This is a genomic window from Amycolatopsis sp. NPDC051716 (genome assembly GCF_040681595.1).
GTDB lineage: Bacteria > Actinomycetota > Actinomycetes > Mycobacteriales > Pseudonocardiaceae > Amycolatopsis.
In genome coordinates, this window is the sequence record NZ_JBFAZA010000045.1 from 49369 (window position 1) to 71715 (window position 22347).

General features: G+C 67.3%; 32 protein-coding genes. 12 read left to right on the top strand and 20 right to left on the bottom strand.

Annotated features, from left to right (window positions below; translation table 11 throughout):
* Positions 1-22: 22 nt before the first annotated feature.
* Both AB0M30_RS41080 and AB0M30_RS41085 read right to left on the bottom strand, forming a co-directional pair.
* Entirely contained in the window at positions 23-382 is a 360-nt protein-coding gene (locus tag AB0M30_RS41080; protein WP_364596084.1) for a hypothetical protein, read from the bottom strand.
* Positions 383-438: 56 nt separating this feature from the next.
* Positions 439-717 carry a hypothetical protein gene (locus AB0M30_RS41085; RefSeq protein WP_364596087.1) on the bottom strand — a complete coding sequence of 93 codons (279 nt, stop codon included), beginning with the start codon at positions 715-717 and terminating at the stop codon, positions 439-441.
* Between the two features lie 106 nt (positions 718-823).
* On the opposite strand from AB0M30_RS41085, the gene AB0M30_RS41090 reads away from it, so the two are divergent.
* The 3 genes from AB0M30_RS41090 to AB0M30_RS41100 are packed head-to-tail and all read left to right on the top strand — an operon-like array spanning position 824 to position 2761.
* On the top strand, positions 824-1144 hold the full coding sequence (locus tag AB0M30_RS41090) for a hypothetical protein (RefSeq protein ID WP_364596090.1): 321 nt from the start codon (positions 824-826) through the stop codon (positions 1142-1144).
* Entirely contained in the window at positions 1137-2303 is a 1167-nt protein-coding gene (locus tag AB0M30_RS41095; protein ID WP_364596093.1) for a putative T7SS-secreted protein, read from the top strand. Before AB0M30_RS41090 ends, AB0M30_RS41095 begins: the two co-directional genes overlap by 8 nt.
* Positions 2304-2335: 32 nt before the next feature.
* Positions 2336-2761, top strand: a complete 426-nt coding sequence (locus tag AB0M30_RS41100; protein ID WP_364596096.1) for a contact-dependent growth inhibition system immunity protein — start codon at positions 2336-2338, stop codon at positions 2759-2761.
* A gap of 16 nt (positions 2762-2777) precedes the next feature.
* Here AB0M30_RS41100 and AB0M30_RS41105 read toward each other — a convergent pair whose 3' ends face one another.
* The 7 genes from AB0M30_RS41105 to AB0M30_RS41135 form a co-directional block, all read right to left on the bottom strand.
* Complete coding sequence (locus tag AB0M30_RS41105; RefSeq protein WP_364596099.1) at positions 2778-3431, bottom strand: hypothetical protein; 654 nt, start codon at positions 3429-3431, stop codon at positions 2778-2780.
* A 12-nt stretch (positions 3432-3443) separates the two neighbouring features.
* Positions 3444-3854 carry a hypothetical protein gene (locus tag AB0M30_RS41110; RefSeq protein ID WP_364596102.1) on the bottom strand — a complete coding sequence of 137 codons (411 nt, stop codon included), beginning with the start codon at positions 3852-3854 and terminating at the stop codon, positions 3444-3446.
* Entirely contained in the window at positions 3851-4168 is a 318-nt protein-coding gene (locus tag AB0M30_RS41115; RefSeq protein WP_364596105.1) for a hypothetical protein, read from the bottom strand. Before AB0M30_RS41115 ends, AB0M30_RS41110 begins: the two co-directional genes overlap by 4 nt.
* A 3-nt stretch (positions 4169-4171) precedes the next feature.
* Positions 4172-4501, bottom strand: a complete 330-nt coding sequence (locus AB0M30_RS41120) for a hypothetical protein (protein WP_364596108.1) — start codon at positions 4499-4501, stop codon at positions 4172-4174.
* A gap of 13 nt (positions 4502-4514) precedes the next feature.
* Entirely contained in the window at positions 4515-4874 is a 360-nt protein-coding gene (locus AB0M30_RS41125) for a hypothetical protein (RefSeq protein WP_364596111.1), read from the bottom strand.
* A 431-nt stretch (positions 4875-5305) separates the two neighbouring features.
* Positions 5306-5485 carry a hypothetical protein gene (locus AB0M30_RS41130; protein WP_364596114.1) on the bottom strand — a complete coding sequence of 60 codons (180 nt, stop codon included), beginning with the start codon at positions 5483-5485 and terminating at the stop codon, positions 5306-5308.
* Entirely contained in the window at positions 5485-6480 is a 996-nt protein-coding gene (locus AB0M30_RS41135; RefSeq protein ID WP_364596117.1) for a DUF5309 family protein, read from the bottom strand. Before AB0M30_RS41135 ends, AB0M30_RS41130 begins: the two co-directional genes overlap by 1 nt.
* Before the next feature lie 125 nt (positions 6481-6605).
* On the opposite strand from AB0M30_RS41135, the gene AB0M30_RS41140 reads away from it, so the two are divergent.
* On the top strand, positions 6606-6986 hold the full coding sequence (locus tag AB0M30_RS41140; RefSeq protein ID WP_364596120.1) for a DUF2510 domain-containing protein: 381 nt from the start codon (positions 6606-6608) through the stop codon (positions 6984-6986).
* Positions 6987-7030: 44 nt separating this feature from the next.
* Here the strand turns inward: AB0M30_RS41140 and AB0M30_RS41145 are convergent, their stop codons facing one another.
* Positions 7031-7705, bottom strand: coding sequence for a hypothetical protein (locus AB0M30_RS41145; RefSeq protein ID WP_364596123.1), 675 nt, complete (start codon positions 7703-7705; stop codon positions 7031-7033).
* Between the two features lie 59 nt (positions 7706-7764).
* Here AB0M30_RS41145 and AB0M30_RS41150 point away from each other — a divergent pair, with 59 nt between their 5' ends.
* A complete protein-coding gene (locus AB0M30_RS41150; RefSeq protein WP_364596126.1) occupies positions 7765-8034 on the top strand; it encodes a hypothetical protein in 270 nt (89 codons plus the stop codon).
* On the opposite strand, the gene AB0M30_RS41155 is transcribed toward AB0M30_RS41150, so the two are convergent.
* Positions 8031-9017, bottom strand: coding sequence for a hypothetical protein (locus AB0M30_RS41155; protein WP_364596129.1), 987 nt, complete (start codon positions 9015-9017; stop codon positions 8031-8033). The genes AB0M30_RS41150 and AB0M30_RS41155 overlap by 4 nt on opposite strands.
* Positions 9014-10549 (bottom strand): phage portal protein, encoded by a 1536-nt coding sequence (locus AB0M30_RS41160; protein WP_364596132.1) that lies wholly within the window; start codon positions 10547-10549, stop codon positions 9014-9016. Before AB0M30_RS41160 ends, AB0M30_RS41155 begins: the two co-directional genes overlap by 4 nt.
* Before the next feature lie 44 nt (positions 10550-10593).
* Here AB0M30_RS41160 and AB0M30_RS41165 point away from each other — a divergent pair, with 44 nt between their 5' ends.
* Positions 10594-11169, top strand: a complete 576-nt coding sequence (locus AB0M30_RS41165; RefSeq protein ID WP_364596135.1) for a hypothetical protein — start codon at positions 10594-10596, stop codon at positions 11167-11169.
* On the opposite strand, the gene AB0M30_RS41170 is transcribed toward AB0M30_RS41165, so the two are convergent.
* Together AB0M30_RS41170 and AB0M30_RS41175 are read right to left on the bottom strand one after the other, a co-directional pair.
* Positions 11166-12890, bottom strand: coding sequence for a terminase TerL endonuclease subunit (locus tag AB0M30_RS41170; RefSeq protein ID WP_364596138.1), 1725 nt, complete (start codon positions 12888-12890; stop codon positions 11166-11168). The two genes, AB0M30_RS41165 and AB0M30_RS41170, sit on opposite strands and share 4 nt — an antisense overlap.
* On the bottom strand, positions 12850-13311 hold the full coding sequence (locus tag AB0M30_RS41175) for a phage terminase small subunit P27 family (protein WP_364596141.1): 462 nt from the start codon (positions 13309-13311) through the stop codon (positions 12850-12852). The genes AB0M30_RS41170 and AB0M30_RS41175 overlap by 41 nt, the downstream gene beginning before the upstream one ends.
* Before the next feature lie 305 nt (positions 13312-13616).
* Between AB0M30_RS41175 and AB0M30_RS41180 the strand changes: the two genes are divergently transcribed.
* Complete coding sequence (locus tag AB0M30_RS41180) at positions 13617-13829, top strand: hypothetical protein (RefSeq protein ID WP_364596144.1); 213 nt, start codon at positions 13617-13619, stop codon at positions 13827-13829.
* A gap of 290 nt (positions 13830-14119) precedes the next feature.
* On the opposite strand, the gene AB0M30_RS41185 is transcribed toward AB0M30_RS41180, so the two are convergent.
* From AB0M30_RS41185 to AB0M30_RS41195, 3 genes are all read right to left on the bottom strand, one after another.
* Positions 14120-14536, bottom strand: a complete 417-nt coding sequence (locus tag AB0M30_RS41185) for a hypothetical protein (RefSeq protein ID WP_364596147.1) — start codon at positions 14534-14536, stop codon at positions 14120-14122.
* The gene (locus AB0M30_RS41190; protein WP_364596150.1) at positions 14520-15224 is read right to left on the bottom strand and encodes a hypothetical protein; all 705 of its coding nucleotides are present in this window, start codon (positions 15222-15224) and stop codon (positions 14520-14522) included. The genes AB0M30_RS41185 and AB0M30_RS41190 overlap by 17 nt, the downstream gene beginning before the upstream one ends.
* 68 nt (positions 15225-15292) lie before the next feature.
* Entirely contained in the window at positions 15293-15526 is a 234-nt protein-coding gene (locus AB0M30_RS41195; RefSeq protein WP_364596153.1) for a hypothetical protein, read from the bottom strand.
* A 710-nt stretch (positions 15527-16236) separates the two neighbouring features.
* Between AB0M30_RS41195 and AB0M30_RS41200 the strand changes: the two genes are divergently transcribed.
* From AB0M30_RS41200 to AB0M30_RS41220, 5 genes are all read left to right on the top strand, one after another.
* The gene (locus AB0M30_RS41200) at positions 16237-16650 is read left to right on the top strand and encodes a hypothetical protein (protein WP_364596156.1); all 414 of its coding nucleotides are present in this window, start codon (positions 16237-16239) and stop codon (positions 16648-16650) included.
* Positions 16651-16719: 69 nt separating this feature from the next.
* On the top strand, positions 16720-17193 hold the full coding sequence (locus AB0M30_RS41205; protein WP_364596159.1) for a hypothetical protein: 474 nt from the start codon (positions 16720-16722) through the stop codon (positions 17191-17193).
* Positions 17194-17289: 96 nt separating this feature from the next.
* Positions 17290-17706, top strand: coding sequence for a hypothetical protein (locus tag AB0M30_RS41210; protein WP_364596162.1), 417 nt, complete (start codon positions 17290-17292; stop codon positions 17704-17706).
* Between the two features lie 114 nt (positions 17707-17820).
* Positions 17821-18138 carry a hypothetical protein gene (locus tag AB0M30_RS41215; RefSeq protein WP_364596163.1) on the top strand — a complete coding sequence of 106 codons (318 nt, stop codon included), beginning with the start codon at positions 17821-17823 and terminating at the stop codon, positions 18136-18138.
* Positions 18139-18301: 163 nt separating this feature from the next.
* Positions 18302-19465, top strand: coding sequence for a DUF932 domain-containing protein (locus tag AB0M30_RS41220; RefSeq protein WP_364596166.1), 1164 nt, complete (start codon positions 18302-18304; stop codon positions 19463-19465).
* Between the two features lie 291 nt (positions 19466-19756).
* Here the strand turns inward: AB0M30_RS41220 and AB0M30_RS41225 are convergent, their stop codons facing one another.
* From AB0M30_RS41225 to AB0M30_RS41235, 3 genes are read right to left on the bottom strand one after another with little or no spacing between them, the layout of a single operon-like run.
* Complete coding sequence (locus AB0M30_RS41225; RefSeq protein WP_364596169.1) at positions 19757-20467, bottom strand: hypothetical protein; 711 nt, start codon at positions 20465-20467, stop codon at positions 19757-19759.
* A 56-nt stretch (positions 20468-20523) separates the two neighbouring features.
* Entirely contained in the window at positions 20524-21108 is a 585-nt protein-coding gene (locus AB0M30_RS41230) for a hypothetical protein (RefSeq protein ID WP_364596172.1), read from the bottom strand.
* Positions 21108-22325 (bottom strand): hypothetical protein, encoded by a 1218-nt coding sequence (locus tag AB0M30_RS41235; RefSeq protein ID WP_364596175.1) that lies wholly within the window; start codon positions 22323-22325, stop codon positions 21108-21110. Before AB0M30_RS41235 ends, AB0M30_RS41230 begins: the two co-directional genes overlap by 1 nt.
* Positions 22326-22347 lie beyond the last annotated feature (22 nt).

A 22347-nucleotide genomic window follows, 5' to 3' on the forward strand; every position in this document is an offset into this window, starting at 1 on the left:
GCGTTCACCACCCGGACGGGAATCAGTCGCCGCGCATCCACAGCGCGATCTCGCGCAACGACTTCAGCTCGGCGCCGTCATGGGCGGGGGTGCTGCTCGACGGGATATCCGTGCCGCGTGAGGACGGTGCCCACGTGTCGAGCGGCCCGGACAGCTGCTCGTCGGTGACGTCCTGGCCCAGCGCCACGGCCACCGTTGCCCAGAGCACGGTGACTCGCCGTTCGATCGTGGCCAGCACGAGCCCTTCGCGGGTCATCGCGCCGTGCGGATCGTGTATCCGCCAGACCGCCGCGTCGTCGGGCAGGTGCGTGACCAGAGCGCAGACACGCCGGTAGGAGAGGAAGCCGCGGTAGAGGTCGAGCAGGTCGACCCCATACCGCAACAGATCGGTTTCGAGCGCTTCGGCGGTCGCCTCGTCAGCGAGGAGCAGGGCGACCGTTACGGGTTTCCCCGGCCCAGCTCCTTCATCACAGCAGCCGAGAACTCCTCGGCGTCGGCGGCCGTCGACGCCAGGCCGCGCCACGTCGTGTACTGGTCGGGGCCGAGAATCAGCTTCAGTGCGGTGAGGTGCTTGCCGTCCTCTTCAGCTTCGAGAGCTTCGAGCGGGAAGTCTTCGGCGCGCGGGAGGGTGAAGCGTGTGCCGCGCCAGTGCACGGTCAGGCCGGTGGACGGCGAAGCGGGTTTGCCGACCGCTTCGGCGCGCTGACGAGTAGCCATCGTGAGTAGTACTCCTTAACTCGGGTTCGGGCGTTGATCGGGCGTTCTGGGTTCCCGTAGGGTCACGGATTGACATCGTGTCGCTACGGCTTGGAGGGAGCCCCGCGTGGATGGGCCTGGTTTTCATGTCGACGTCGAGAAGATGGAGGGAGCGGCGTCCGGCATTCACCGCAGCGTGTCTGACCAGGCAAACTTCGCGTTGCGGGGGCTCTGCGGTGACACCCAGCTCTACGGCCACGGCGGCATCCACGACGCCCTGATGAACTTCAGCGTCCGCTGGAGCGACGGCCTCGACACCCTGACCGAGGACGCTGGCGCCATCGGCGACGTACTCGGCCGCGCCGCCCAGGCATACCGCGCCGCCGACGCGGCCGCCGCCGGTTCCCTTAAGGTCGACCCGGGCGAGCAGGCAGTCAACGATGGCTGAACTCGGCGAAACCACCGACCCGAGAGCGCTAGTACCCGGCAATCCGGAGGCGATCGAGGAGAACATCCGGGTCCTGCAGGCGCGCGGTGATGAGGCCGAGCAGGCGGCCGAGGGACTGCGGGCAATCGACACCGGCTCCTGGGACGGACCGGCCGCCCGGGAGTTCCACGACAAGTTCAGTTACGAGCCGAACAAGTGGTACGACGCGTCCGACGCCATGCACCGCGGCGCGTCGCTGCTGGAGGACTACGCGACCACCTTGCGCTGGGCCCAGAGTCAGGCCGGTGAAGCCGTCGCGCTCTGGGACAAGGGCCAGGCCGCCACCCAGCAGGCGAAGGCTGGATACGAGAAGGCCGCAGCCGACGCGGCCGCGCACGGCCAGCCGCCGCCACCGTTCACCGACACCGGAGAACCCTCGCGCCAGGCCGCGCGTGACACGCTCAACCGCGCCCGGACACAGCTGAACGAGGCGGGCGACTCGATCTCGGGCATGCTCAACGCCGAAGCCGGGGACGCACCGCAGCAGTCCAGCTGGCTCGACGACGTCGGCGACTTCGCGCAGTCCTTCGGCGCCCACGCCCTCAACGGCCTGGCCTCCTTCGGCAACGCCATGCTCCAGCACCCCATCGACACCGCCGCCATGGTCGGCGGCGTAGCCCTCACCCAGATCAGCGCGGCGGGCGAAGCCGGTGGGCTCATGCTCGACGCCACCGGCGTTGGCGCCATCATCGGCGTCCCGGCCAACGTGGTGTCCGCAGCCGGAATCGCCGTCGGCGGAGCCATGATCGTCACCTCAGGAGGTGACCTGGCCCGTCATGCGGCCACCGACGATCATGTCGAGGTCGTGAAGCCGCGGTCGAACCCGACGCAGCCGACGAAGACCGACCGGCTCAAGGAGCACCTGACTGACCGGGATCTCGACGCCGCCCGGCGCGAGCTCAACGGCGAGGTCGTCGCCCGCAAGAGCGGTGGCACGCCCTGGGATCACGTCAAGGAAGTCAAAGAGGCGCAGCAAGGCTTGCTGAACCAGGTCAACAAGCTCAAGCGGATGCTCGACGATTCCCGGTTGTCACCTGCGGATCGCCCGGGCATCGAGAACGAGCTTTCCGAGGCGAGCAAACTGCTGGACTACAGCGAACAATGGGTACCACGAGGCTAACCCGGGAAACCCGGCCCGAACGAGAGCGACCTGTGGCAACGAACATGACCAATGACGGAACTCAGACGCTGGAACAGCTGGAAGGCAACCCGTGGGGCGACCCGCCCGCAGACGCCTCCCGGCTGATCACGACGGTGCACGGGCTGCGCCGCAAGCCAGTCGGGCAGCTGGATGCCGAGGATCTGCGCGTCCTGCTGAGCCAGCAGGTCGGCATCGACGCACTCGTCCCATATGCGCTGGACGTGCTCGACGACAACCCGCTCGCCGAAGGCGACTTCTACCCCGGCGACCTCCTGAAGGCCGTCCTCGAACTGCCCGCCCAGTACTGGCAGCAGCACCCCGACCACGAGAAACGGATCACCCAGGTGGTGTCCGTCGTGGCCTCGATGGACCTCGACGCCCACTATGCGCCAGCGGACGTCATTCACGCCGCCATCGAGCGTTACCGATCGCGCTAGTCGAGTGCGACGCGGGTCAGTCGCTGGCGGTCGGTGCCTCGTCGGCGATGATGTCCAGGCCGCTGGACGTGATGGACGGGGCGCCGAAAAGGACAGCGGGGTCGTTGGTCAGCCAGACCGCGATGAACGTCTTTCCCTTGGGCGGGGTGAGCGCGGAGAAGGTGAGGCCCCAGCGTGCTTCCTGGGTGCGGGAGAACTGGGCGTCCTGGGTCTCGGAGACCTCGGCGCGGGGCAGGTACAGGCGGTGGCTGTAGATCTCGGTGTCGGAGACGACGTCGGTCCAGTCCACGCACAGCGCCCGGACGTCGCTCTTGGGGATAGAGCTGATCTCGGCGCGGTAGTTTTTCGGTGTGCCGGTGCCGACGGTCGTGAACTTCATGCCGCCGAAGTAGGCGGAGAGGACTTCGCCCTTGGTCTCCTGGAACGCCGACGCCACTGTCAGCTCCAGGGACTTGTAGATGTAGCGGGCCGGAGTGAGCTGCTGCCAGTGCTCCGTGCCTTCCTTCTCGACCTTGCGGGCCAGCGTTGTGCCGTCCGGGGTGGTCAGTCCTAGCCCGGTCCAGGCCGCTGCGAGCGGCGTAGTGGCGTCGGGTGGTTCGGGGGTGTCGGCGGCCGCGAGAGACACCTCTCCGGTGCCAGGTACGCGCACGAGCGCGGAATTCATTGCCATGTCAGGGAAACCTCAAGTGTTTGGGGTGCGCGCGAAGACTGCGGCAGCGCAGGTGGCCAGCGGTGCGGCCGTGTGCGGATCGATCCCGGCCAGCGGCCCGGCGATCGGTTCAGCTCGGATGATCGGTCCCGGCGGTCCGGGTGCGCAGAGCAGGCCGAGCGCGAGCGCGGCCAGAGCCTTCGACGAGTACGGGCTGCGGTGCCAGACGGTCAGCCGGACGACGGCCCGCTGCACAGCGGGCCACTGCCAGGTGTGCCCGTCCTCGGCGACGAGCAGCCACGGCAATGTGGGCGGCCCGCCGTCCGGCCCGGCGCCGGTCTCGGTCGAGACCTGCACCTGTTCGGCCTGGTCGCCGAGCAGGCCACGGAGGCGGTGCACGACCAGCTCGGCGACGTCGACCGGCACAGGTACGCGGCCGGTCACGTCTCGACGTCCGGGTCGACGCCTCCGCCGACTGAGAGCCCGCCGGCCTCCGCCGCGCGCTTGAGCACGCCGTACCGCGCTTCCATCCCGAGACCGGCGGGGTGCCTGATGGCGACGGTCCAGCCGACCCGGTCGGTGTTGGGGTCGGAGTAGACGTCGATCGGCAGCGGCTCGCCGGAGGTCACCACGTGCCCAGATGCCCGCGCGACGTCGGCGACCTTCTCGGCTGCGGCCCGGATCTCCTGCTCGAACTCGGCCGAACGCAGGATCTCCGCCACCTCGGTGTAGTCGATGCTCACCCGTTCCAGAGCCACGATTCAGCCCTCCACATGGGTCAGCGTGAGCTCGTAGTGGACGTAGCCGAATCGGGGTGACCAGCGTGCCGGTTCGCCTGTGACCTCGAACGTCCGGCTGTCCCACTCGATCCGTTCGCGGGCGGTGACCGGCTCGGCGGTGAACGCGCGCCAACTGGTGACCACTGGTTGGCGACCGGGTACGGCCGGTTCGGTCGAGCTGCCCGGCTGCACGAGACCGGGCACGATCCGGCGGGGCGCGTCGGGGCCGTAGGTCAGCCTCGGAACTGGGTTTCCGTACTCATCGGTCGTCGCGACTGGAGACACGACGGTCAGGAGGTGCGGGAGGCGCATGGGCGTTCACCCCTCACACGGTCCAGATTGTGAAAGTTGCGCGAGGCGCAGGCACCGGCGGGCGCAACAGGTCCAGCTCGTCATCGGTGAGGTACAGGCCGCCCCCGGCGTGCGCGGCGGTCCGGGAGTGCCCGCCCACGGTCTCGGACGTGTTGCCGTCCGCCGGTGACGCCAGCGCCCGCAGGACGGCCGTACAGATGACTCCCGGCGTCGTAGCCGGTGGCGGGTCTGGCAGATCTGGCACCCGTTGCCGGGCGAGCGCCGACGCGTCGGCGATCAACACCGCCACCCGCGCTTCCTGCTCCGGGCTGAGCTGGGCGTCTGTGCGCGCCTGCACGTCGGTGACGGTGGCCAGCGGCGAGGACGAAGCCATGACCGCACCTCCGCGTGCTGTTGGTACGATCGGTGTGCGTTTTCAGCTGGCTCGACAATCCAGCCAAGCGGCGCAAATCGAAAACCAACCGCTAGCGGCACCCCGGAGATGCCCCGGGTCGGTGCGAACCCACCCCGGACGGGTGAGCATCGAGGCGGAGGAGAGCAGCACCGATAACTGAACACCTACTCACAACGACCAGATCGATCTTCGAGGGCTCCGGGCCCCTCGCGCAGATCGACTACTGGAGGCGTTCCGTGAGTTCGGTGTTGGCGATCCCCGGCATTGCCATTTGCTGTGTGGCTGTGTGTTTCATCGCGTCTCTGCCTGTTTGCGCCTACATCGCCAAGAAGCGTGGTGCTGAGGGGCTCAAAGCGTTTGCCGAGGTCGTCCGTGCGTTCTGGGGTCGGAGGCCGTAGATGCGCAGCAGCCTAGTTGTCGTCCGGTGTCTTCGGTGGACGTCCGCCTGCGGCACGGACGCCGATCTCTGGCGGCAGGGCCTTGAGCGCGTCGGAGGTGGCCTTGTCGGTGACCTCGGCTTCGCCGTCGACGAAGGTCACGCAAAGGTCGTGCACGACCAGCTCGGGGTACTTCGTGCTGGTGAACTTCATCAGCTACCACTCCCCGCCGGGCCGGTGGTCAGGCCGGAGATCTTGCCGTGGGCATTCTCCGGCCCGTACTCCAGCCCGATCTCCCCGTAGATCTGCGCCTTGTCCGCCGAGCCGGTCTTGGCCAGCGGTTCGGAGAACAGGAACCCCTTGCCCGGCGTCTCGAGCAGCACCGGCGCGCACTGGTCCAGGGACACCACTTCGACCGTGTCGGCGGGCATGTAGCGGTTGAGCATCACGTTGAGCGTGCCGAAGTCCGTTTCGATCGTCGTCACGGACACGCCCGCCACGTTGCGGGTCTGCTCGCGGTAGTTCTTCTTCGTGATGAACTCCGCGGTGAGCATCCGCTTCTGCCAGGCTCCGCACATCAGCGTGGCCGTCTCGGAAACCTGGATGCCGCCGTTCGTCCAGACCTTCTGCAGCAGGTCCAGCACCATCGCCTCGGTCAGCGCGGCCGCCGTGGCGTTGGTGATGACGTTGGTCTTGGTGGCCTCCAGGATCCCGCGCGTCTTGCGGACCTTGGAGTTGTCGGTCGGCTCCTGGAACGTGCCGATGATGAACCCGGTCTCGACGTCCCGCCCGATCTGGATCAGCGCCTGACGGGTCTGCCAGTCCATCTCGTTGACGACCGGGTTGGTGCCGCCGATCGAGGCGGCGTTGGGGTTCGCGCTGCCGGTGGCGGCGAACATCTGCTGCGTGGCCTGGCGGGTGTAGGTGACGCCGATGGTCTCCTGGTGGATCTCCAGGACGTTGCGGTCGGTGCCCCGGACCCGGGTGTCCGGGTTCGGTGCGTCGGCGCCTTCGGCGCGCTGCCGGTTGGCGTCCGGTGCGCGCAGGTCGTAGACCTGCCAGGTGTGCACGACGGCGTTGGCGCGCTTGCCGCCGGTCAGGCCGCCGATGGCGGACAGGAACGGGGTGTCGGTCGGGGTGAGGGCGAACAGTTCGCCGACGAAGTTCGGACTGTTGTAGGTGTTGGCGATTGCGGCCACACCGGGCATGAAGCCTCCAAGATCGTTGACGGGTAGGGAAAGACGGTGCCGAGCGAACGACATCGGCAAGGACCTGCGCGTAACGCGCAGGGCAGCGATCCCGATCTTTCGACCACGAGGGTGGGGAGTTGACGATGTCTCGACGGGTTCAGACCGGGTGCAACAACTGCAAGCGGTGCACAAACTCAGGAGTGGCTGAGTTCGGGCGCAGGCAGGGCAAGCTGTGGGCGAACGTCGCCACAGTCGGCACCGTGGCAGCGGTTCAAGCGTTCACGCCTAGCTGCCGGGCATGTGGGCACAAGCTGAGCCTTCACGACAGCGGGGACAGCCCGCAGGGCAACGCATACCCAGCTCCGGTGAGCATTCAGCAGGCGCCACCTCCTCCGCCTCCGCAGCCGGTACCGCAGGGGCCGCCGCCGGGCTGGTATCAGGATCCGAACGCGCCGCAGATCCGGCGATGGTGGGACGGAACCAAATGGACCGAACACACGCAGGCCCCCGGATCGAACGCGTAAGAGCCGCCGTCCTGCGCGACGGGTGACAGCCGGTGCCTTTCTGGCTAGGGACGCTGCTGGGTGGCCTGTTCGGCAAGCCGCTGGTTCTTGAGCGTGATGGCGGTTGCCCAGTCGCCGCGCTTCTCCGCGTCGGCGATTTGCGAGTCGTAGCCTGCCGGGCCGGACTGGCGGGCGCCCTGCGACGGGTCGGGCGCAGGCCGGCGAGGGCCGGACTGTTCGCCGGTCCGGGCGAGGTGTGGGCGCGCGAGCAGCACCATGGCGAGGTCGGCCGCGATGGTCGCGGTGTCGATCTCTCCGTCGGTGTTGACGTAGCGGTCGCGGTCGTCGAGGTAGCGAGGCGCGTCGGTGGGATCTGCCCAGCCGGATGCGGCGGCGCGGATCTCCGCGTCCACCGCCCGGCGCCGCAGCACAGCTACCTGCTTCTCGGCCGACTCGGCGCGCTGGGCGGCCTTCTCGGCGTCGGTCTGCTGCTCGGCCTCGATCGCGTCGAGCTTGGCCGCCTTGGTCTTGTGCTCCTTGGCGGACTTCTCGGCCTTGCTCAGCTTGGCCTGTGCCTGCTCGAACAGGGCTTTGTAGTCCACCTCAGCGGTCTGTCCGGCCTCCGGCGGGGTGCCGGTTTGCCCGGTCTCGGGCGAGGCCGGGCCGGTATCGGACGCGGCCGGGCCCGACGCCGTCTGCGGAGTAGAGCCTGTATCAGCGGGGATGTGGGTATCGGTCACAACCTGTCCTCGTGCAGTGTTGCGGGATGCCGTGAAAGGCGTTGTGAGAAACTGAGCCCATGAATGCCAAGCCCACCCGGACGCAGGTTGCTGCGGCAGTGCTTGGCGCATGCTCAGTCGGTGCTCAGGTCGCCGCCGGAGGCAACGGCGGGCTGACGTTGTGGCAGGTCATCTGGATGTTGGCCGCGATGTGCACGTTCGGCGCGGGGATGCTTGGCAGCGTCGATGCTGGTCTCAAAAAACGGATGGTTTCCCGTTTAAACGGGAAACCCGGTTTTAAAAAAAGCGATCAAATCGGTACAGTACCAATTAGTCCAGGACTGGACTAATTGGTCCGATCGGTGATGTAGCCGAACCGGCGCAGCTGGTTCACCAGTTCATTCTCATCCCGCGCGGCGTTGACGAGCTGGGCAGGCGTCGGCCTTGCCGTGCTCGAACGCCTGTAGCGCTGTCCGCGCTTGCGGTTGACCTGTCCGAGCTGGCGGCCGACGCCGCGCGCGGTCGTGGAATCGCGGGTGTACTCCCGGCCTCCCGCGACGTACACGGAGCCCTTGCGGCGGGCGTTGACGACGCGGGACAGGTCGGCCCCGGCCCGGATCGCCTCAGCGCCGCCCGGTCCGAACGCCTGGTCCTGCTGCGCGCGGGTCATGGCGGCGAACAGCGCGGCCGGGGTGTTGGCCGGTCGCTGGGTATGCCACTGGTCGCGGGTGACCGGCTTCATCGAGCAGTCGCACCGGGGATGGCGCAGGAAGCCGGTGCTGTAGCGGTAGAGCCGTCCGGCGAGCTGGATGCACCGCCCGCAGGCGGGCAAGTGCACCACTCGCTCGTACCCGGCTACCTCTGGTTCGAGCACGCTGCCCACGTGCACGGAGAGCCGACCGGAATCGGCGACCTCGGTAGAGGTGTAGCGCAGCAGCCGCGCCAGCCCCATCGCCTTCGCTTCCGAAGGCGGAGCGTGCAGGGCGAGCGCGCGCCGGTAGTAGGAGAACGCGAAGTCCATCAGGGACGAGAGAGGAAGGCCGTTGGTCGCCCGGCCAACGAAAGCGGCAGTTGCCAGCTCGCCGAGCGGACGCGACACTGCATGAGCCGCGGCGAGCGTCCCCGCGATGTAGCGAGGTGCCAGTACGACAGCGTCGGCCTGGGCCTGCTCGACCGCGTCCACAATCACCGGTCGGGCCTCCGCCCACGACCCGGTCAAGTCGGCCGGGTCGAGGGCGGACCACGCCGATTGCGCGGTGTCGGTGGCATCGCGGACGATGCGCTGCTGCGCGACGTAGTACGCCCGATCCGCTCGTGTCATCGTCACGGTCACGGCGTGTTCGCCGGTTCGCGGAACTGCACGGCCAGCGCCGGACGCAGCCGCGACCCGGCAAGCACGCTCGGCCGCTCCTGCTGCTGCTCGGGGACCTGCGGCTCCTGCTGGGGCAACTCGGCCGGGTCGCCTTCGGGCTTCGGGCCGTACTCGGCGGCGAGGTCGCCGCCGGTCACGCGGCTGTACGCCTGCTGGTCCTCGGTCTCCATATCGCGGATCTGCGCATCGGAGTAGCCGAGGGCACGGCGAGCGGAGCGGCGCGGCAGCAGCTTGTCCGCCGAGTACAGCTTGACCACGCCGTCCGCCTGCGCGGCGAACGTCGGCGTCGCCGGGTCGACCCACTGGGTTTCGACCCGTAGCGCCTCGTCCGGTACCCGCCCGTCCCGGACGTGAAAGACGCGCTGCACTACGCGCTCCCAGCCGTCGCCGAACGAGCGCTGGCGCCGCTCGGCGCGCTTGATGTGCCGGGACTCCGACGACCGGATTCCTTCCGCCGAGGCTGGGTTTTCCGTGGAGTAGCCGAGGAAGTGCGGCGGCAGCCCGGACAGGCTGGCGACGAGGCGGGCCAGGGCGTTGAGGGTGTTGTGGAAGTTCGACAGGTCAGCTTCGGGGAACTGCCCGACCGCGGCCCCGTCGTCCTTCGGCGACTTCGACGACGCCCAGAGCACGCCGGCGACAGCCTGCCAGGGAGTGAGCGGGTTGCCCTTGCTATCGACGAAGTCGTCCTTGTCGAACCCGAGCGCGTACCGGCGTGGCATCGCGTGGAACTCGGCACTAACCATCATGTCGGTGGCGATCTTGCAGGCCGCATCCGACAACGGCAGGATGCTCGCCAGCTCGGAGCGCCCAAGCCGCGGCGGTGCGTAGCGGCGTCGCCGTGTGCGAGGCCGGTTGACCAGTGGGACGACGGGGACGGCACCCATGCCGTGCTCGTCGCGGTCTGTCTCCTCCCAGACTCCGCCTCCGTTGTCGGAGGAGTACCAGATGGTCTCGTTCGGCAGGTACAGCGTGGCGTAAGCCTCCGACAGGTCCCCGTCGCCGTCCTCGGAGAACTGCCGTTTGAGCGCGGCCCGCACGTCGCGGGTGCGCGGGTCGATGTCGACGTGGACGTCGAACGGCGATTCGACCGTCACCAGCGGCGTGCTGGGGTCCTTCTCATTGGTGCCGACGATCGCGAAGGACCGGCCGAGCGCCAGCGCGTCAATGTGCGCTTGTTCGGAGTGCAGCCCAAGCCGGTTCGCGCGCCAGATGTTCCATAGCTCTCGGTCGGCGGCCTGCTCGCCGCCGAGCCGGAACCCGGTCACGTCCAGACGCTCATCCAGCGAGTCCACAACCAGCTCGGGCCAGTTGATCACGACCTGACGAACACGGGTATCAAGCCTGCGCAGCAGCTCGGGATGCATGTAGGACAGGTTTTGCGCGCCCTCGTAGTAGGAGTCGAGGGTTTCCAGCTCCGGGATTTGTGCATCGTGCTGGCGGGTGATGCGGGTGATCCACTGCTCTGGAGTCAGGTCGGCTAGATCAACGGCCAATCTCGGCACCTCCGACAGTTGGACCTGGCACTACGGTCTGTCGTATGCAGGGACTGCAGATACCCACGTGGCTTGGTGTCGTATTGGTGCTTGCCGCGCCGCTCGGTGCGATCGTTGCCGGTTGGCTTGGTCACCACACAGCAGCGGCAGCCGCGAGGCGGCGAGATGACAAGCAATGGGAGCGAGAGCAGTCGAAAGAGGAACACGCTTGGAGGCGGGATGCGGAACAACGCCTCTTGGAAAGCCGATCAAAGGTTTACGGCGAAGCGCTCACCTCTGCACATCATTGGCTAGATGGGATGATGGCGTGGTCGTTCTTCGCGTTCGAGAAGCAAGGGCGCGCTCCCGCATATCAGGACGTGCGCACACAGCTGGAAGCGCGAGCCAGGGAAGCCTTCGCTGCAGTCGAGCTGCTCGGTACCCCTTCAATTTCACAACTTGCCCAGGAGGCTTTGAATCGCCTGTTGGACCTGATGGAACGGCTGGACCGCGAAGAGTCCTTTCCTGAGACCCGTTCAGAAGACCCGTTGCAATCTAAGAACGCTGCGCTGTCCTTGGTGGATCTCAAACAGGCAATGCGTGCGGACATCGGCAAGCTTTTGCGCGTGGACTTGGACTAGCCCATGACGATCATCTGGCCGGACTTCTTCGGTTTCTGGCCGCGCAGCCGCCAGGCGGAGACCGCCATGGCGGCTGTGGGTACCGCGTCGATGCGTTTGCCGGTCTTGCCGCGTTGGGGTTTGTCGGGTCGGATGAGGTCGGGTTCGCCGGGCGGATGGCGCACCTCCACCGAGTCGAAACAGAACGCCGCCACCGGGTTGCCGTGGTGCGACCAGGAGCGCGAGCGGGTCAGTGTCATGAGCTCGGTCATGCCGTGTGTCATACCTCGGAAGGTTTGCGGCACCGGGTACATGTCCACTCGGGTAACCCGTTCCAGGCGCTGCCGGACGGGTTCGCCGCTCCACTCGTCGTAGTTGATGTCTGCGACCCGCAGCGCGGCGCAGTCGGCGGCGATGTCGGATTCGATGACCTCGTAGTCGATGACCTCGCCCGGGGTGGTGGTGATCCAGCCCTGCTCGACCCACTGGGACACCCGGTGGTCCGTGTGCTCGTCGAGGAAGTCCACCCCGGCCTCGGGCAGCCAGAATCGCCACAGCGCCGAGACGTGCCCGTCGATGCCGTCCGGCACGACGAGGCACCAGGCGGTCAGGTCGAGTTTGGAGGCGAGGTCGAGCCCGCCCCACGCAGGCCGGCGAGCAACCAGCTCCCGCAGCCGGGCCGGGTCGGCGAACTCGGTCCCGGTGCACGCTGTGAACAGGTGCATCGGCATCCACCGCGTGGACTGGCTCACCCACTGGTTGAGCCGGTACTGGCGGAACGCGTTCTCCCGGGCCGGGTCGTTGCGCGCCTCCAGCGCCTCTTCCCGCAGCGCTTCGAGGGAGAGGAAGTCGCCGAGCGCGGGGTTGGAGAAGTACCAGTTCGCCTCGTCCCACGGGTCCGCGTCGGCGGGGAGGTTGCGCAGGTAGACGAACCGGTGCGGCGCGCGGGACGGGTCTTCGGCGATCTTGACGCACTCGTCGTGCTCGGACTTGGCGAAGCTGGTCGGGTCGTTGCCCGCCGTCGTGGCGGCGAGCAGCAGCGGTTGCACCCGGGTGCCCATGCCGGTCCGCAGCGCGGACCACAGGTCGCCGTTGGGCTGGGTCAGGACCTCGTCGAAGATCACGCACGAGGGGTTCGAGCCGAGGTTGCCCAGCGCGTCGGCTGCGATGACCTGGTAGACCGAGTTGGTCTTCTCGTCTACGATCCGGGCGGAGTGCTCGATCACCCGCAGCCGCTTGGACAGAACTGGCGACAGCGCGACCATGCGGGCGGCGACGTTGAAGACGAGGCGGGCTTGGTCCTTGTCGCGGGCGGCGCCGTAGACCTCGGCGGACTCGACGCCGTCGCCGACGAGCATGTACAGCGCGACGAACGCCAGCAGCTCGGACTTGCCGTTCTTGCGGGCCAGCTCGATCCAGCCGGAGCGGTACCGGCGGACGTAGCACTCCCATTCGGGGTCCCAGCGGACCTCGCCGAACAGCGGGCGGACGATGTCGTCGCGCTGCCAGTCGGCCAGGATGAACGGGGTGCGTGCCCACCGGTCTTTGGTGTGCACGCAGATCTCTTCGGCGAACGCCTGCGCATGGTCGGCGCGCTGTTGGCAGAGGTGGTCGCCGCGTTGGCGGCAGGCACGTCCGTCGAAGGACCAGCCGCACACCGGAAGCCGCGGCGCCTTCGGCGTGGTCTTGCGGGAACGGGGTTTAGGAGAGGAGGCGGCCCGCGTCGCCTGAGATGCCGCCATCGGCGTTCACCTCGGTCTTGATCGCCTGCCGGTCCGACGGGGTCAGCCCGAACCGCGCCGCGAAGGTCAGGAACGTCCGCTCGGCGTCGGCCTGAACCTTCAGCGCGGGGTTGGGCACCAGGCCGCCGCCGCCGGGCACCAGCAGCGCCGACCCGTTCACGAGCGTGGTCGCCACGGCGTAGCGGGCCAGGGCTTCGCACAGCACGCCGAACGCGTCGACGTCCCACGCGGTGAGGACCTTGCGGGCGATCATGCTTGGCGCGAGCCGGTCCCAGATCCCGCGTCCCTTCTCCGATACCCACTGCGGCGGCACGATCTCCACTGCAGGCGGCACCGGCTCGGCCTCGTTGATTCGGTCCTTGCGGTCACCGTGCAGGATCCGCAGTGAGGTCGGCTTCCCCGCAGGCCCTCGTTTCCCCATGTCGACCACCGGACCTTGGAATGCGTGACGCGCAGAACGCCGCAGGACGTTCGATCCGTACGAATCGGCGGAATCAATCGATCCGTACGGATTCTACGGAACCTACGGACTGCGAATGTGGTAACTGTGGTAAATCTGGTAAACAATCCGTTGCTGAGCAACAGGTTCGCGACCCCACGCGACTCATCCGTCCTCGCTGCCGCTATTCTCATGCGCGGTGTCACTCGTCTCGTGGTCCGTTCGTTCCCGATCGTTCGGGGTCGACGATCGGGAGGCGGACGAGCCTCCCAGAAGGGAGTACGCGAATGGGTGAACGCCGCGAGGATGGGGACGACTCTGGCGACCCGCCGCCGGACGACTCTGGCGGTCTGTCGCTGGAGCACGTTGGCGATGAGCCGCTGGAGCGTGATCCCAGCCGGGACAAGAAGCCCGACTGGGGACGCATCCTCATCAGGGTGATCCAGCTCCTTACGGTGCTGGCTGCCTTGGGTCACGAAGTTACGAGGCTACTGACCTAGGGCAGGGGGCGCGTCCGGCTTCAGTCGGACGTTGCCCCTCACTCGCTTGGCTGACAGTCCATTGCCGGTGTACGGCCGTAGCTTTCAACCACCCGGAGCGTACCTCATCACTCAGTAACGTCTACACAGTAACGTTACTGCGTAGACGTTACTGAGCCGAAGCTACTAGCTGGAGCCGCTGGACGCCTTGCCCCGGCTGGCCGCTTTGGGTGCGGTAGTCGCCTTCTTTCGAGCCGCACCGCGCCTCTTGGCTGCGGCGGCGGTCTGTCGCTTACGCGGAGGCATTCAATTCACCTCCCCTCGGTGTCGTCGGGTTCCGGCATCGTGACGCCGAGCAGTTTCGCCGTTGCATAGCCATCGAGGTATTTGTCTCCAATGACGACCAGACCGGCGGAGGCGAGAAAGGCATTCTTATCGTCAACGCTCTTAAAGCAGATGCAGCACCAATACTCGCTTTCGGTCGCGAGCTGCATCCGCTCAAGTTCTCGGGCGGTGCGTTCGCGGAAGCCGCGGTGCAACGCATCAAGCTCGGCCTCCGCGTCGGCCTCTTCGTCGCCGGTGTAGTCGACGCCGGCGAGCGGGTCGGGGTCCGGCTCGGCCGTGAGCAGGGCAAGTACGTCATCGTTGGACTTCATGCCGGACACGGCCGAGGACATCTGGAGCTGCGCGAGCAGCGCGGCGTTGGGGTCGTCAGCGGGTGAGGTCATGGCGAAACAGCTCCAGCTCGGCGAGGGGAAACCAGTCCAGGACACGGGCGTAGTCCTCGGGTGCGTGTCGGCTCAGCGGCTCAATGAACCGGTAGTCCAGCCCGTCGAATGACCGGCCGAACCATGCGTAGTCCGGTGGCAGCGGGCAGGCGTGCCGCTTGATTGCGGCCCGGACGTCGGCGATCTGCCAGTCCCAGATAACCGAGACCTTGCGCGTGTCCTGGCGGATCGGGCCGTGTGTGGACATCGCCATCCGCCGCATCGGGCTGTCGGTGGCCCGGACGCCGTCGGCGTTCCAGGCATCGTCAGCCAGGCCGACGTCCAGGCGCAGGGTCGCGGCCACGTCCTCGTAGGTGAACTCGGTCAGCCCGGCGGCGTCGATGATCCGCCACCGCTCGGGCGGGCAGAACGTGTAGTTCACCAGCCACCGGTAGAGGCTGGGGTGGGGTAAGTCGTAGATCTTTTGGCCGAAGTAGTCCTCGAACATTTTGAGGCTGTCGGCGACGAACTGCAGGCCAGGCACGCTGTACAGGTGGTACGGCACCACCGGTATACCGCGTTCGCGCATCGCCAGCCACGCACTGATCGAGTCCTTGCCCCGGGAGAAGCCGAGCAAAACCGGGTTTCCGTCGGCCGCCAGGTCGTCGAGGATCGTCTCCGACGACGGCAAGCCGTCGATAGTGATCACGGGCACCTCCGTAGCTGCAGGTGGACACCGGGTGCACGGACGTGCACCCGGTCGACGCGTTCGGCGCGTCAGCCGTCGCGATCGCGGCGGACGATCTTGCCGATGCCGGATGCTGACAACCGCGCTGGAGCGGCGGTGTCGCGATAGGACTCGCCAGCCGCAACCAGCTCGATGACCAGGCGATTTCGCTCCGCGTGCCATGCCTCGGCCTGCTCGGCCGCGCGCTCCAGCTCGGCAGCGAGGTCAGCGCGGCGCTGCTCGGCGCGGGCGATTGGGTCGGACGTAGGGGAACCGTTGCTCAAAACCTGACCCCACCCCTCCGGGCCTCAGTGGCTTGTGCGCAGGGCGAGCGGCCAGGGGGCACCCCCCTGGGTGGGAGCGCGGCGAGGCGTTCAGCGCGAGGGCTGCGAGTCCACCTCGTCGACATGGTGTCCTGTGTGGACTGATCAGGCTTGGTTCCACCCACCCTTTGTTGCAGCGGTTCTGACTGTGGCTTGGCTGTGGCACCGGGCACACAGGCCCCGGCCCCGGGCCGGGTCATCGGCATCCAGACCAGCGGCCACCAGGTCCCGGCGGATGATCGGCCAGTGATCGGCCACAGTGGACGGTTGGACACAGCTGCGGCCCAGATGACTCGGGCAGTCGAGCAGGTCACAGCGGCACACGGGATCACGGGCCAGCACGCCGGGCCGGAAGCGGGAGCGGTGTCCTGCGGTATAGCCGCGTTGTGCGGAGCTGCCGAACGCCGAACGTGCTCGTGCACGGCACTCCGGACACCGGCCGCCTGTTGACGTCACGTTCTCGCATCCGGGACGCGAGCAGGGGCGGCGCGCTCGGCTCGCCACTAAACAACTCCGAGCGATAAACACAAAGGCGCTGAAGGCAAGAATGCACAATTAGTCTTTTCAGGTGAATTTCCCCGGAAAGACTTGTCAGTATTTCGGGTAATGAAACTATTTATAGCGGTTCTCATGGGGCAAAACATGGGAGCGATACTCAGAAAGGTAACCCGATGGAAAAGAATGATGACGTGCGGTCATATGGTCCTCGCTACAATTCCACCAGTGCGATAATCGATCTGGCCACGCTCGCGGACCGGATGCTGGCGGAGCTGACCATCTCGGACAACCCGACCGGACTGCCCGAGGGCGTGCGGGTGCTCATCCAGGTGCGTCACTGGGGCCAGCTGGTGTTCCTGGTCCCCGGCCTCAGCGACGACTTTCTCTTCGCCAGCATCAGCACCACGCGATACAGCCACGAGGCGAACGTGCTCATGGACAAGTTGCTCAAGTTCATCGAGTCGTACAACTGGAACAACCCCGACGACATGACTGACCGCCGGTTCAATGCGCACATCCACCTCTTGAGCGAGGACGAGTGGATGGGGCGTCACTGGTCCACCGGCGTCGCGACCCTTCTCCGATAAGCCGGAAATCACGCCCGACTCCGTTCGGCAAAAGCCGGGTCGGGCAAGTCGTTCAGAAAGGTAAGTACGATGCTGAACAGGCTACCCAAAACAGTCCCGTACAGAATGGATCGGCGGCTCGGCGACCGCGTAGCGGAGACCGCGCCCATCGTCAGTACGACGCGGCTGGCGCGGCGGATCATCGACGACATGCACGCCGAGTTTGCGCCCGGCATCTATGCGGGCCGGGCGTTCGGCGCGAACGCCTGGGTGTACCGGGGCCGCTGGATCGACTTCGAGGTCTTCGGCTTCCTCGGCAAGGAACTGCGGGATCCCGAGTTCGTCGATGCGGCGCGACAGGAGTTCGAGTCGTTCGTGGACTCCTATGACTGGCGCATGGCCGAGGGCCCGTCGGTGCACCGCTTCGAAGGCCGGCGAGTCATCCTCTGCGACGAGGCCAAGAGGGTGTTCCGCAACGCGACCGGCCGCGTCTGGGTCTACCGCCGCTGGCGCGCGCTCGCCGGTCCGCGGTTCCGCCCATTCCTGCCGCTCGACCAGTCCTGACCAGCGCCAACCACAGTGGCCGACTGCTGCCCCCGGTCAAACGGTGGGCAAACACCTCCCGGGGGCGCAGCGGCCAGAACTCCAGAAAGGTAAACCATGAGTTCCGACAACCAGCAGCATAGCGGCGACTTGGACGCCGTCCTCAAGGACTCTTACGAGGTCTACAAGCACGCGATGATCCGCTTTCACGCGTTGCTCGCCGAGGCCGTGCTCGACAGGCCGGAGCGAGCCGAGCGACTGTTCGAACGGATCATGATGGAGGCCCGGCTGTTCCGGGTGCTGCACCTGATCAGCGTGGGGTACAGCGGGACGCCGACGTTCTACCGGGCGGTGTCCAGCGGTGACCTGATGGACGCCAGCCTGCGCGGCCTGGTCGACTTCGACGGCTTCTCACGGACCTATGTCATCACGGAGCCCGGCATCATCAAGTTCACGTGGTGGCGCGAGCACATCAGGCCGCTGAGGGAGCATGAGCCGTTCGCAACACTGTGGGACGTCGTCACCTCGGTGTAGCCGACAACGATTGACGCGCAAGGAAACGGGGCGGCGGAACCACGGGTTCCGCCGCCCTTTCTTGCGGGTGCGGCGCGTTGCATCGCGCCGAGGACTTGAGAGAGGATCAGCGACATGAGCCAGGAAGAAGTTCCCGCGAAGTCGACCGGCGAAGGAATCGCCGTAGATCTGCAGTGGGCTACCCCGCTGCCAGAGTTGCCCCTGGAGCGAGTCAAAGCCCAGCGGCGTCGATGCGAAACCCTGGCCCAGCTGCTTGCGGATGCCGAGGCGGAGCTGCGCGAGGAACTGGTGAGCGCACGACGGTCCGGAGAACTCGTGGTCGACCTACAGGAAGCCTCCGGCCTGAACCCCAACAAGGTCAACGCGGCACTCCGGGAGGGCGGCATACCGGCTGACCGGTCGGCCCCCAGAAAGAAGAGAAACACCCTCTGACCTGCCTAAATACGGTCACCCGTATGGCCTATTTCATAGTGTCACAACTTGTGAGACTATATAGGCTCAAGTCATGAGCTGTGATCGGGAGGGCAAACCCCGATTGCAGCTACTCAGAAAGGTGATCGAGGATATGTCTGCTCCGACCAAGAAGTCTGCGCCCGTGGCGACCGAAGAGACCACGCCGGAAACCGCTCCGGCCGTCGAGGCGGCTGAACCTGCGCTGGTCCCCATTTCCAAGGTCAAGGACGCGTGGACGGTCCTGGCCACGGCGGTCAACGGCTCCCGTTCGGTCAACGAGCTGGTGACCAAGGCGGGCCTGAAGGGCTGGGATGTGCGCAAGGAGCCCGCGTTCTCGGCCGTGCCGACTGGCAAGTGCGCCGAGTGCGAGCAGGCTGTGGGTGACAAGCACGCCAAGGGCTGCTACCTCGCCGACGCCGAGGAAGGCGAGACCACGGACGGCATTGTCGACGAGAACGACACGACGACCGACGTGGAGATTCCCGGCTACTTCGGCGTGATCCGCACGGACCCGAAGACCGGTGCGCACGAAGCGATCGGCGCCACCGCGCGGAAGGCGATCCCGGTGCAGATCGAGGATCGGGCGTCGATGCTCACTGAGATCGCCAAGCAGACCAAGGCGAAGTTCTCGGCCGCCGGTCCGCTGAACGAGAACACGGCCGCGTTCGTGTCGTTGAAGATGCCGGAGCTGATCAAGGTCGCCAAGGGGAGCAGGGGCGTAAAGGCCGACGAGCTGGAAATGCGGCTGGTGCTGATCTGCTCCCCGGTACCTGGTCAGCAGTCGGAGATCCGGTTCTCGGCGGTCCGGCCGAAGTCGGCGACCGTTCAGCACTTCCCGATCGAGCCGCTGCTCCTCGAAGGAGATTCTACTGTGGACACTCGGCTGACCGAGTCGAGCGAAGCGGTCGCACGGGTTCAGTCGGTGATGGAGGAGTTGTCGGGAACGGCCTCGAAGATGATGGGCCAGAAGATGAGCCTGAAGGAATTCAACGAGCTGTGCTTTCAGCTGTGGATCAGGCCGCAGGAGACGGCCAACACGTGGCTCAAGAACCAGCACGAGGCCCGGACTGCGGTTCTGCGGGCGCTGTTTCTCGGGCAGTACGACCTGTTCGAGGGCATCGGCAATACTCGCTGGGCTGCCTGGCAGGCTGTTCAGACGGTGGCCGAGCACATGCCGCACGTGGAGAACAAGGCGGACGACAAGGAGGCCGAATTGCGGCGCCGCGCGGAGCAGGCCCTGTTCGGCGCCAACGCGAAGGCGGGCGGCAGGGTGTCGGCTAAGGCTTTCGGTCTCTTGACGGACTAGCAGGGCGGCCGGATAACGGCCCGTAGCACCCGGCCCCGGGGAACCACGGTTCCCCGGGGCTTTCTCTGTTCTTGGGGCGGAAACGGCCCTGAGCGGCCACTGGAAGGCCGGTACGGGCGGGTAGGTGGCAAGGCCCGGAAACGGCGGAGAGCCCCGCAGACCGGCCGAGGGGGAGGGTCGGGTCTGCGGGGCTCTCAACGCCTGTCAGTGGTGCACCCGGATTCGGGCACAGCGGTACCTAGCCCCGCTATTATGACAATTGTCTTAGCGTGCCGTCAAGCAATTGGCTGCCTATCCGAGCGTGTCCCCGGTCACATCTGTCCCGGGGTTTCCGGAGGCAGCAGCCAAGTTCATCCACGCTCCGATCGGCCAGGTCTGTGAGCACGCGGCGCACACCGCCGCGAGCTGTTCGGGGTCGATGGACAGGGCGGGACGGCGGATGTACTCGCTTTCCTCGTCCGACCAGACCTGCACCGAGTCGGCGCCGCAGGTGGGGCAGGCCCGGCCGCGCAGGGTGTAGCGCGGAGGCGGGTCGAGCAGCAACCGGGCCTGCCGGACCCATTCCGCAGCCTGCTCGGCAGCCCACAGGACGTAGTCGGGGTAGCTGTGCTGCCACTCCTCGGCGTGCCTCGCCCAGATGCGGGCTTGCTCGCGCAGATTCTCCGGATGCTCGTGCTCGTGATCTCCACAGCAACGCCGGATCTCCTGGCGTATCTCGGCGACCAGAGCGAGCGCACCGAGCGCGGCAGGCGGACGCGACGCAGGGCCGCCCACGCTCCCGTTGCGCTCGTTGCCCGGCATCACGGCCTCAGCGACCTGGTCAAGCAGGCACAGCACCACGGCGGCCTCGTCGCTGCCGTCATCGCGGACGATGACCGCGTGACCAGGGAGCGCCAGCTGATCCACCGCGACCTCCCAGGCCAGACGGGCAAGCGCGACGTGCTCTGGTTCCGGCCGGCGAGCGGCCTCGGAGTAAGAGGTTGTGGCGTACTGAAGGGTCACGGACGTGCTCCTGCATGTTCGTGTTCGTTGGCCGCACTTGCGCGGCTGGGGTCGAGCTACGTGCGCGGGTCGACAGCCGTTGACGTCTGTGGCGTCGTTGCCGCTTGGCGGGCGAGCTGCTCGCGGGCACGGGCGAGCCGGGAGGGGTGCATCCGGTGGGCCGGGTCGCGCATCTCTCGGACGCCCGCTCGGTTGCGCGACAGCGGACCGCAAACCACCCAGGGTTTTGCCGCGCAGAACGGACACTCGACCGACCGGGCTAGGTCGTGATCGGCGTTGCGCTGCCAGCCCATGACGGCGTAGACCTGGTGAATCCCGCGCATTCCGGCCTGCCGGTGTTGTTCCCGCGCCGCCTCGCGCGCCGAACTGGTGCGCCGACGTTGCTCCTGCGGGGCCGGGTCGCCGGAAGGCTCCGCGATGCGATCTCGCGCGGCGTCGCAGCGACCGGCGATCTCTGAGGGTGTCGCACGGCGGGCCGCGGTGCCCATCGCCGACATGGCCGTGTGGCACTCGGCGAGGCTGTACCCGGCCAGGCCGGACAGCCACGAAGTCACCAGCTCGTCGGTCACGTGCGCGTCGGTGTGGCGCATGAGCAGGCCGCGCACGTCGCTGCGGCTCATGGTCGCGTAGAGCCTGGCCATCAGGCGATCAGTCCGTCGTCGGCCGCCTCGAGTGCGGTGTCGAGGATGGCATTCAGCTGGTCGGCGTCGGCGTGCTGCGGCCGGGCGAGGCGCACCGCCAGGCCGAGCCCGTGCTGTTCGTCCTCGGCGATCGCGGCAGAGCGCAGGCTCTCGAACCTGTCCACCACTTCCACGTCCCGAGCACGCTTTTTCGGGTCAGCCACCGCGATGCGTGCCGCGCGCATCCGCTCGCCCACCAGCATCGGCAGGAAGGTCGCAGGCAGGGTCTTGCTCGACCAGACCGCCAGGCCCGAGCCGATCACGTTGCTGCCGATGCCCTCGCACAGCAGCGGGATCACCTGCGCCACGAGCTGCGCCCGGACCCTCTCGGGCACCGACGAGCCGTAGAACTCCACCAGCCGCTCAGCCTCAGCGCGGCGTCGTTGTCGGACCGAACCCGCCTCCGGCCGGTCGCTGAGGACTGATTCGGTCGCCGTGACCTCTTGCCCCGTCGGGGCGTCGGCTGCTACTCGCGCGCCGCGCGTCTCGCGCGGGGGTAACCCCACTTTCTTGCTTCGCAACGAAAGATCAGGTTCTCCAGTCTCCCGCTCCCTACTCCCTTCTCCCAGGGGGTTCGGCGAAGGGTTCGCGGACGCGGTCACCGGCTCGTTCTCGGCAGGGGCGGACGTCTCGTCGTCGGTCGCCGCACCGGCAGGGCGTCGGGGCGAGGCCGGCGAGCGGGTGGTGCCACGGATCGTCATCGCGGCCTTGACCTCACCCGGCAGCTCACGCGCCCCGCCTTCCAGCGCAGCAGCCGCGAAGGCGGGGGCCGGTCCGGTCACGTCGGCGGGCAGCTTGCGCAGCTCGACCGCGAGCGCGGCGCGCAGCTTCGGCGACTCGATGTCGAAGGCGACCCGCAGCGCCCCGCGCAGGACGTTGGGCTGCTTGTACAGCTCGTCGTTGCGGATGAACGTCCGGACCAGCAGCTCCTCGGTGTCGTGGTCGACCACAACGAACCGGGCGTAGTCCAGCTCGTCCAGCGCGGCGCGCACCTCTGGTGTGTCCAGGTCGGGATGCGGGCCCGCCCAGCGCTTCATCGCCAGGTCCAGCACTCCGGCATACGACAGCTTCTGCTGTGACATCAGCTGCAGGTAGAGCATCTTCGCCGGGAGCGACAGCTCCCGGAAGTCCTCGTCATTCCAGATACGCACGTAGATGCGGGCGTGATCGCGCGCCACAGAAACCCCCTACAGACAAAGA

What these genes read in the sequence shown, in the direction of transcription:
- AB0M30_RS41120 (WP_364596108.1), bottom strand. Translation starts at nt 4,501, where the DNA reads ATGCGCCTCCCGCACCTCCTGACCGTCGTGTCTCCAGTCGCGACGACC.
- AB0M30_RS41205 (WP_364596159.1), top strand. Translation starts at nt 16,720, where the DNA reads ATGCTGAACAGGCTACCCAAAACAGTCCCGTACAGAATGGATCGGCGG.
- AB0M30_RS41185 (WP_364596147.1), bottom strand. Translation starts at nt 14,536, where the DNA reads ATGACCTCACCCGCTGACGACCCCAACGCCGCGCTGCTCGCGCAGCTC.
- AB0M30_RS41210 (WP_364596162.1), top strand. Translation starts at nt 17,290, where the DNA reads ATGAGTTCCGACAACCAGCAGCATAGCGGCGACTTGGACGCCGTCCTC.
- AB0M30_RS41215 (WP_364596163.1), top strand. Translation starts at nt 17,821, where the DNA reads ATGAGCCAGGAAGAAGTTCCCGCGAAGTCGACCGGCGAAGGAATCGCC.
- AB0M30_RS41140 (WP_364596120.1), top strand. Translation starts at nt 6,606, where the DNA reads ATGTCTCGACGGGTTCAGACCGGGTGCAACAACTGCAAGCGGTGCACA.
- AB0M30_RS41125 (WP_364596111.1), bottom strand. Translation starts at nt 4,874, where the DNA reads ATGGCTTCGTCCTCGCCGCTGGCCACCGTCACCGACGTGCAGGCGCGC.
- AB0M30_RS41135 (WP_364596117.1), bottom strand. Translation starts at nt 6,480, where the DNA reads ATGCCCGGTGTGGCCGCAATCGCCAACACCTACAACAGTCCGAACTTC.
- AB0M30_RS41200 (WP_364596156.1), top strand. Translation starts at nt 16,237, where the DNA reads ATGGAAAAGAATGATGACGTGCGGTCATATGGTCCTCGCTACAATTCC.
- AB0M30_RS41085 (WP_364596087.1), bottom strand. Translation starts at nt 717, where the DNA reads ATGGCTACTCGTCAGCGCGCCGAAGCGGTCGGCAAACCCGCTTCGCCG.
- AB0M30_RS41095 (WP_364596093.1), top strand. Translation starts at nt 1,137, where the DNA reads ATGGCTGAACTCGGCGAAACCACCGACCCGAGAGCGCTAGTACCCGGC.
- AB0M30_RS41130 (WP_364596114.1), bottom strand. Translation starts at nt 5,485, where the DNA reads ATGAAGTTCACCAGCACGAAGTACCCCGAGCTGGTCGTGCACGACCTT.
- AB0M30_RS41230 (WP_364596172.1), bottom strand. Translation starts at nt 21,108, where the DNA reads ATGGCCAGGCTCTACGCGACCATGAGCCGCAGCGACGTGCGCGGCCTG.
- AB0M30_RS41170 (WP_364596138.1), bottom strand. Translation starts at nt 12,890, where the DNA reads ATGGCGGCATCTCAGGCGACGCGGGCCGCCTCCTCTCCTAAACCCCGT.
- AB0M30_RS41150 (WP_364596126.1), top strand. Translation starts at nt 7,765, where the DNA reads ATGAATGCCAAGCCCACCCGGACGCAGGTTGCTGCGGCAGTGCTTGGC.
- AB0M30_RS41180 (WP_364596144.1), top strand. Translation starts at nt 13,617, where the DNA reads ATGGGTGAACGCCGCGAGGATGGGGACGACTCTGGCGACCCGCCGCCG.
- AB0M30_RS41165 (WP_364596135.1), top strand. Translation starts at nt 10,594, where the DNA reads ATGCAGGGACTGCAGATACCCACGTGGCTTGGTGTCGTATTGGTGCTT.
- AB0M30_RS41175 (WP_364596141.1), bottom strand. Translation starts at nt 13,311, where the DNA reads ATGGGGAAACGAGGGCCTGCGGGGAAGCCGACCTCACTGCGGATCCTG.
- AB0M30_RS41105 (WP_364596099.1), bottom strand. Translation starts at nt 3,431, where the DNA reads ATGGCAATGAATTCCGCGCTCGTGCGCGTACCTGGCACCGGAGAGGTG.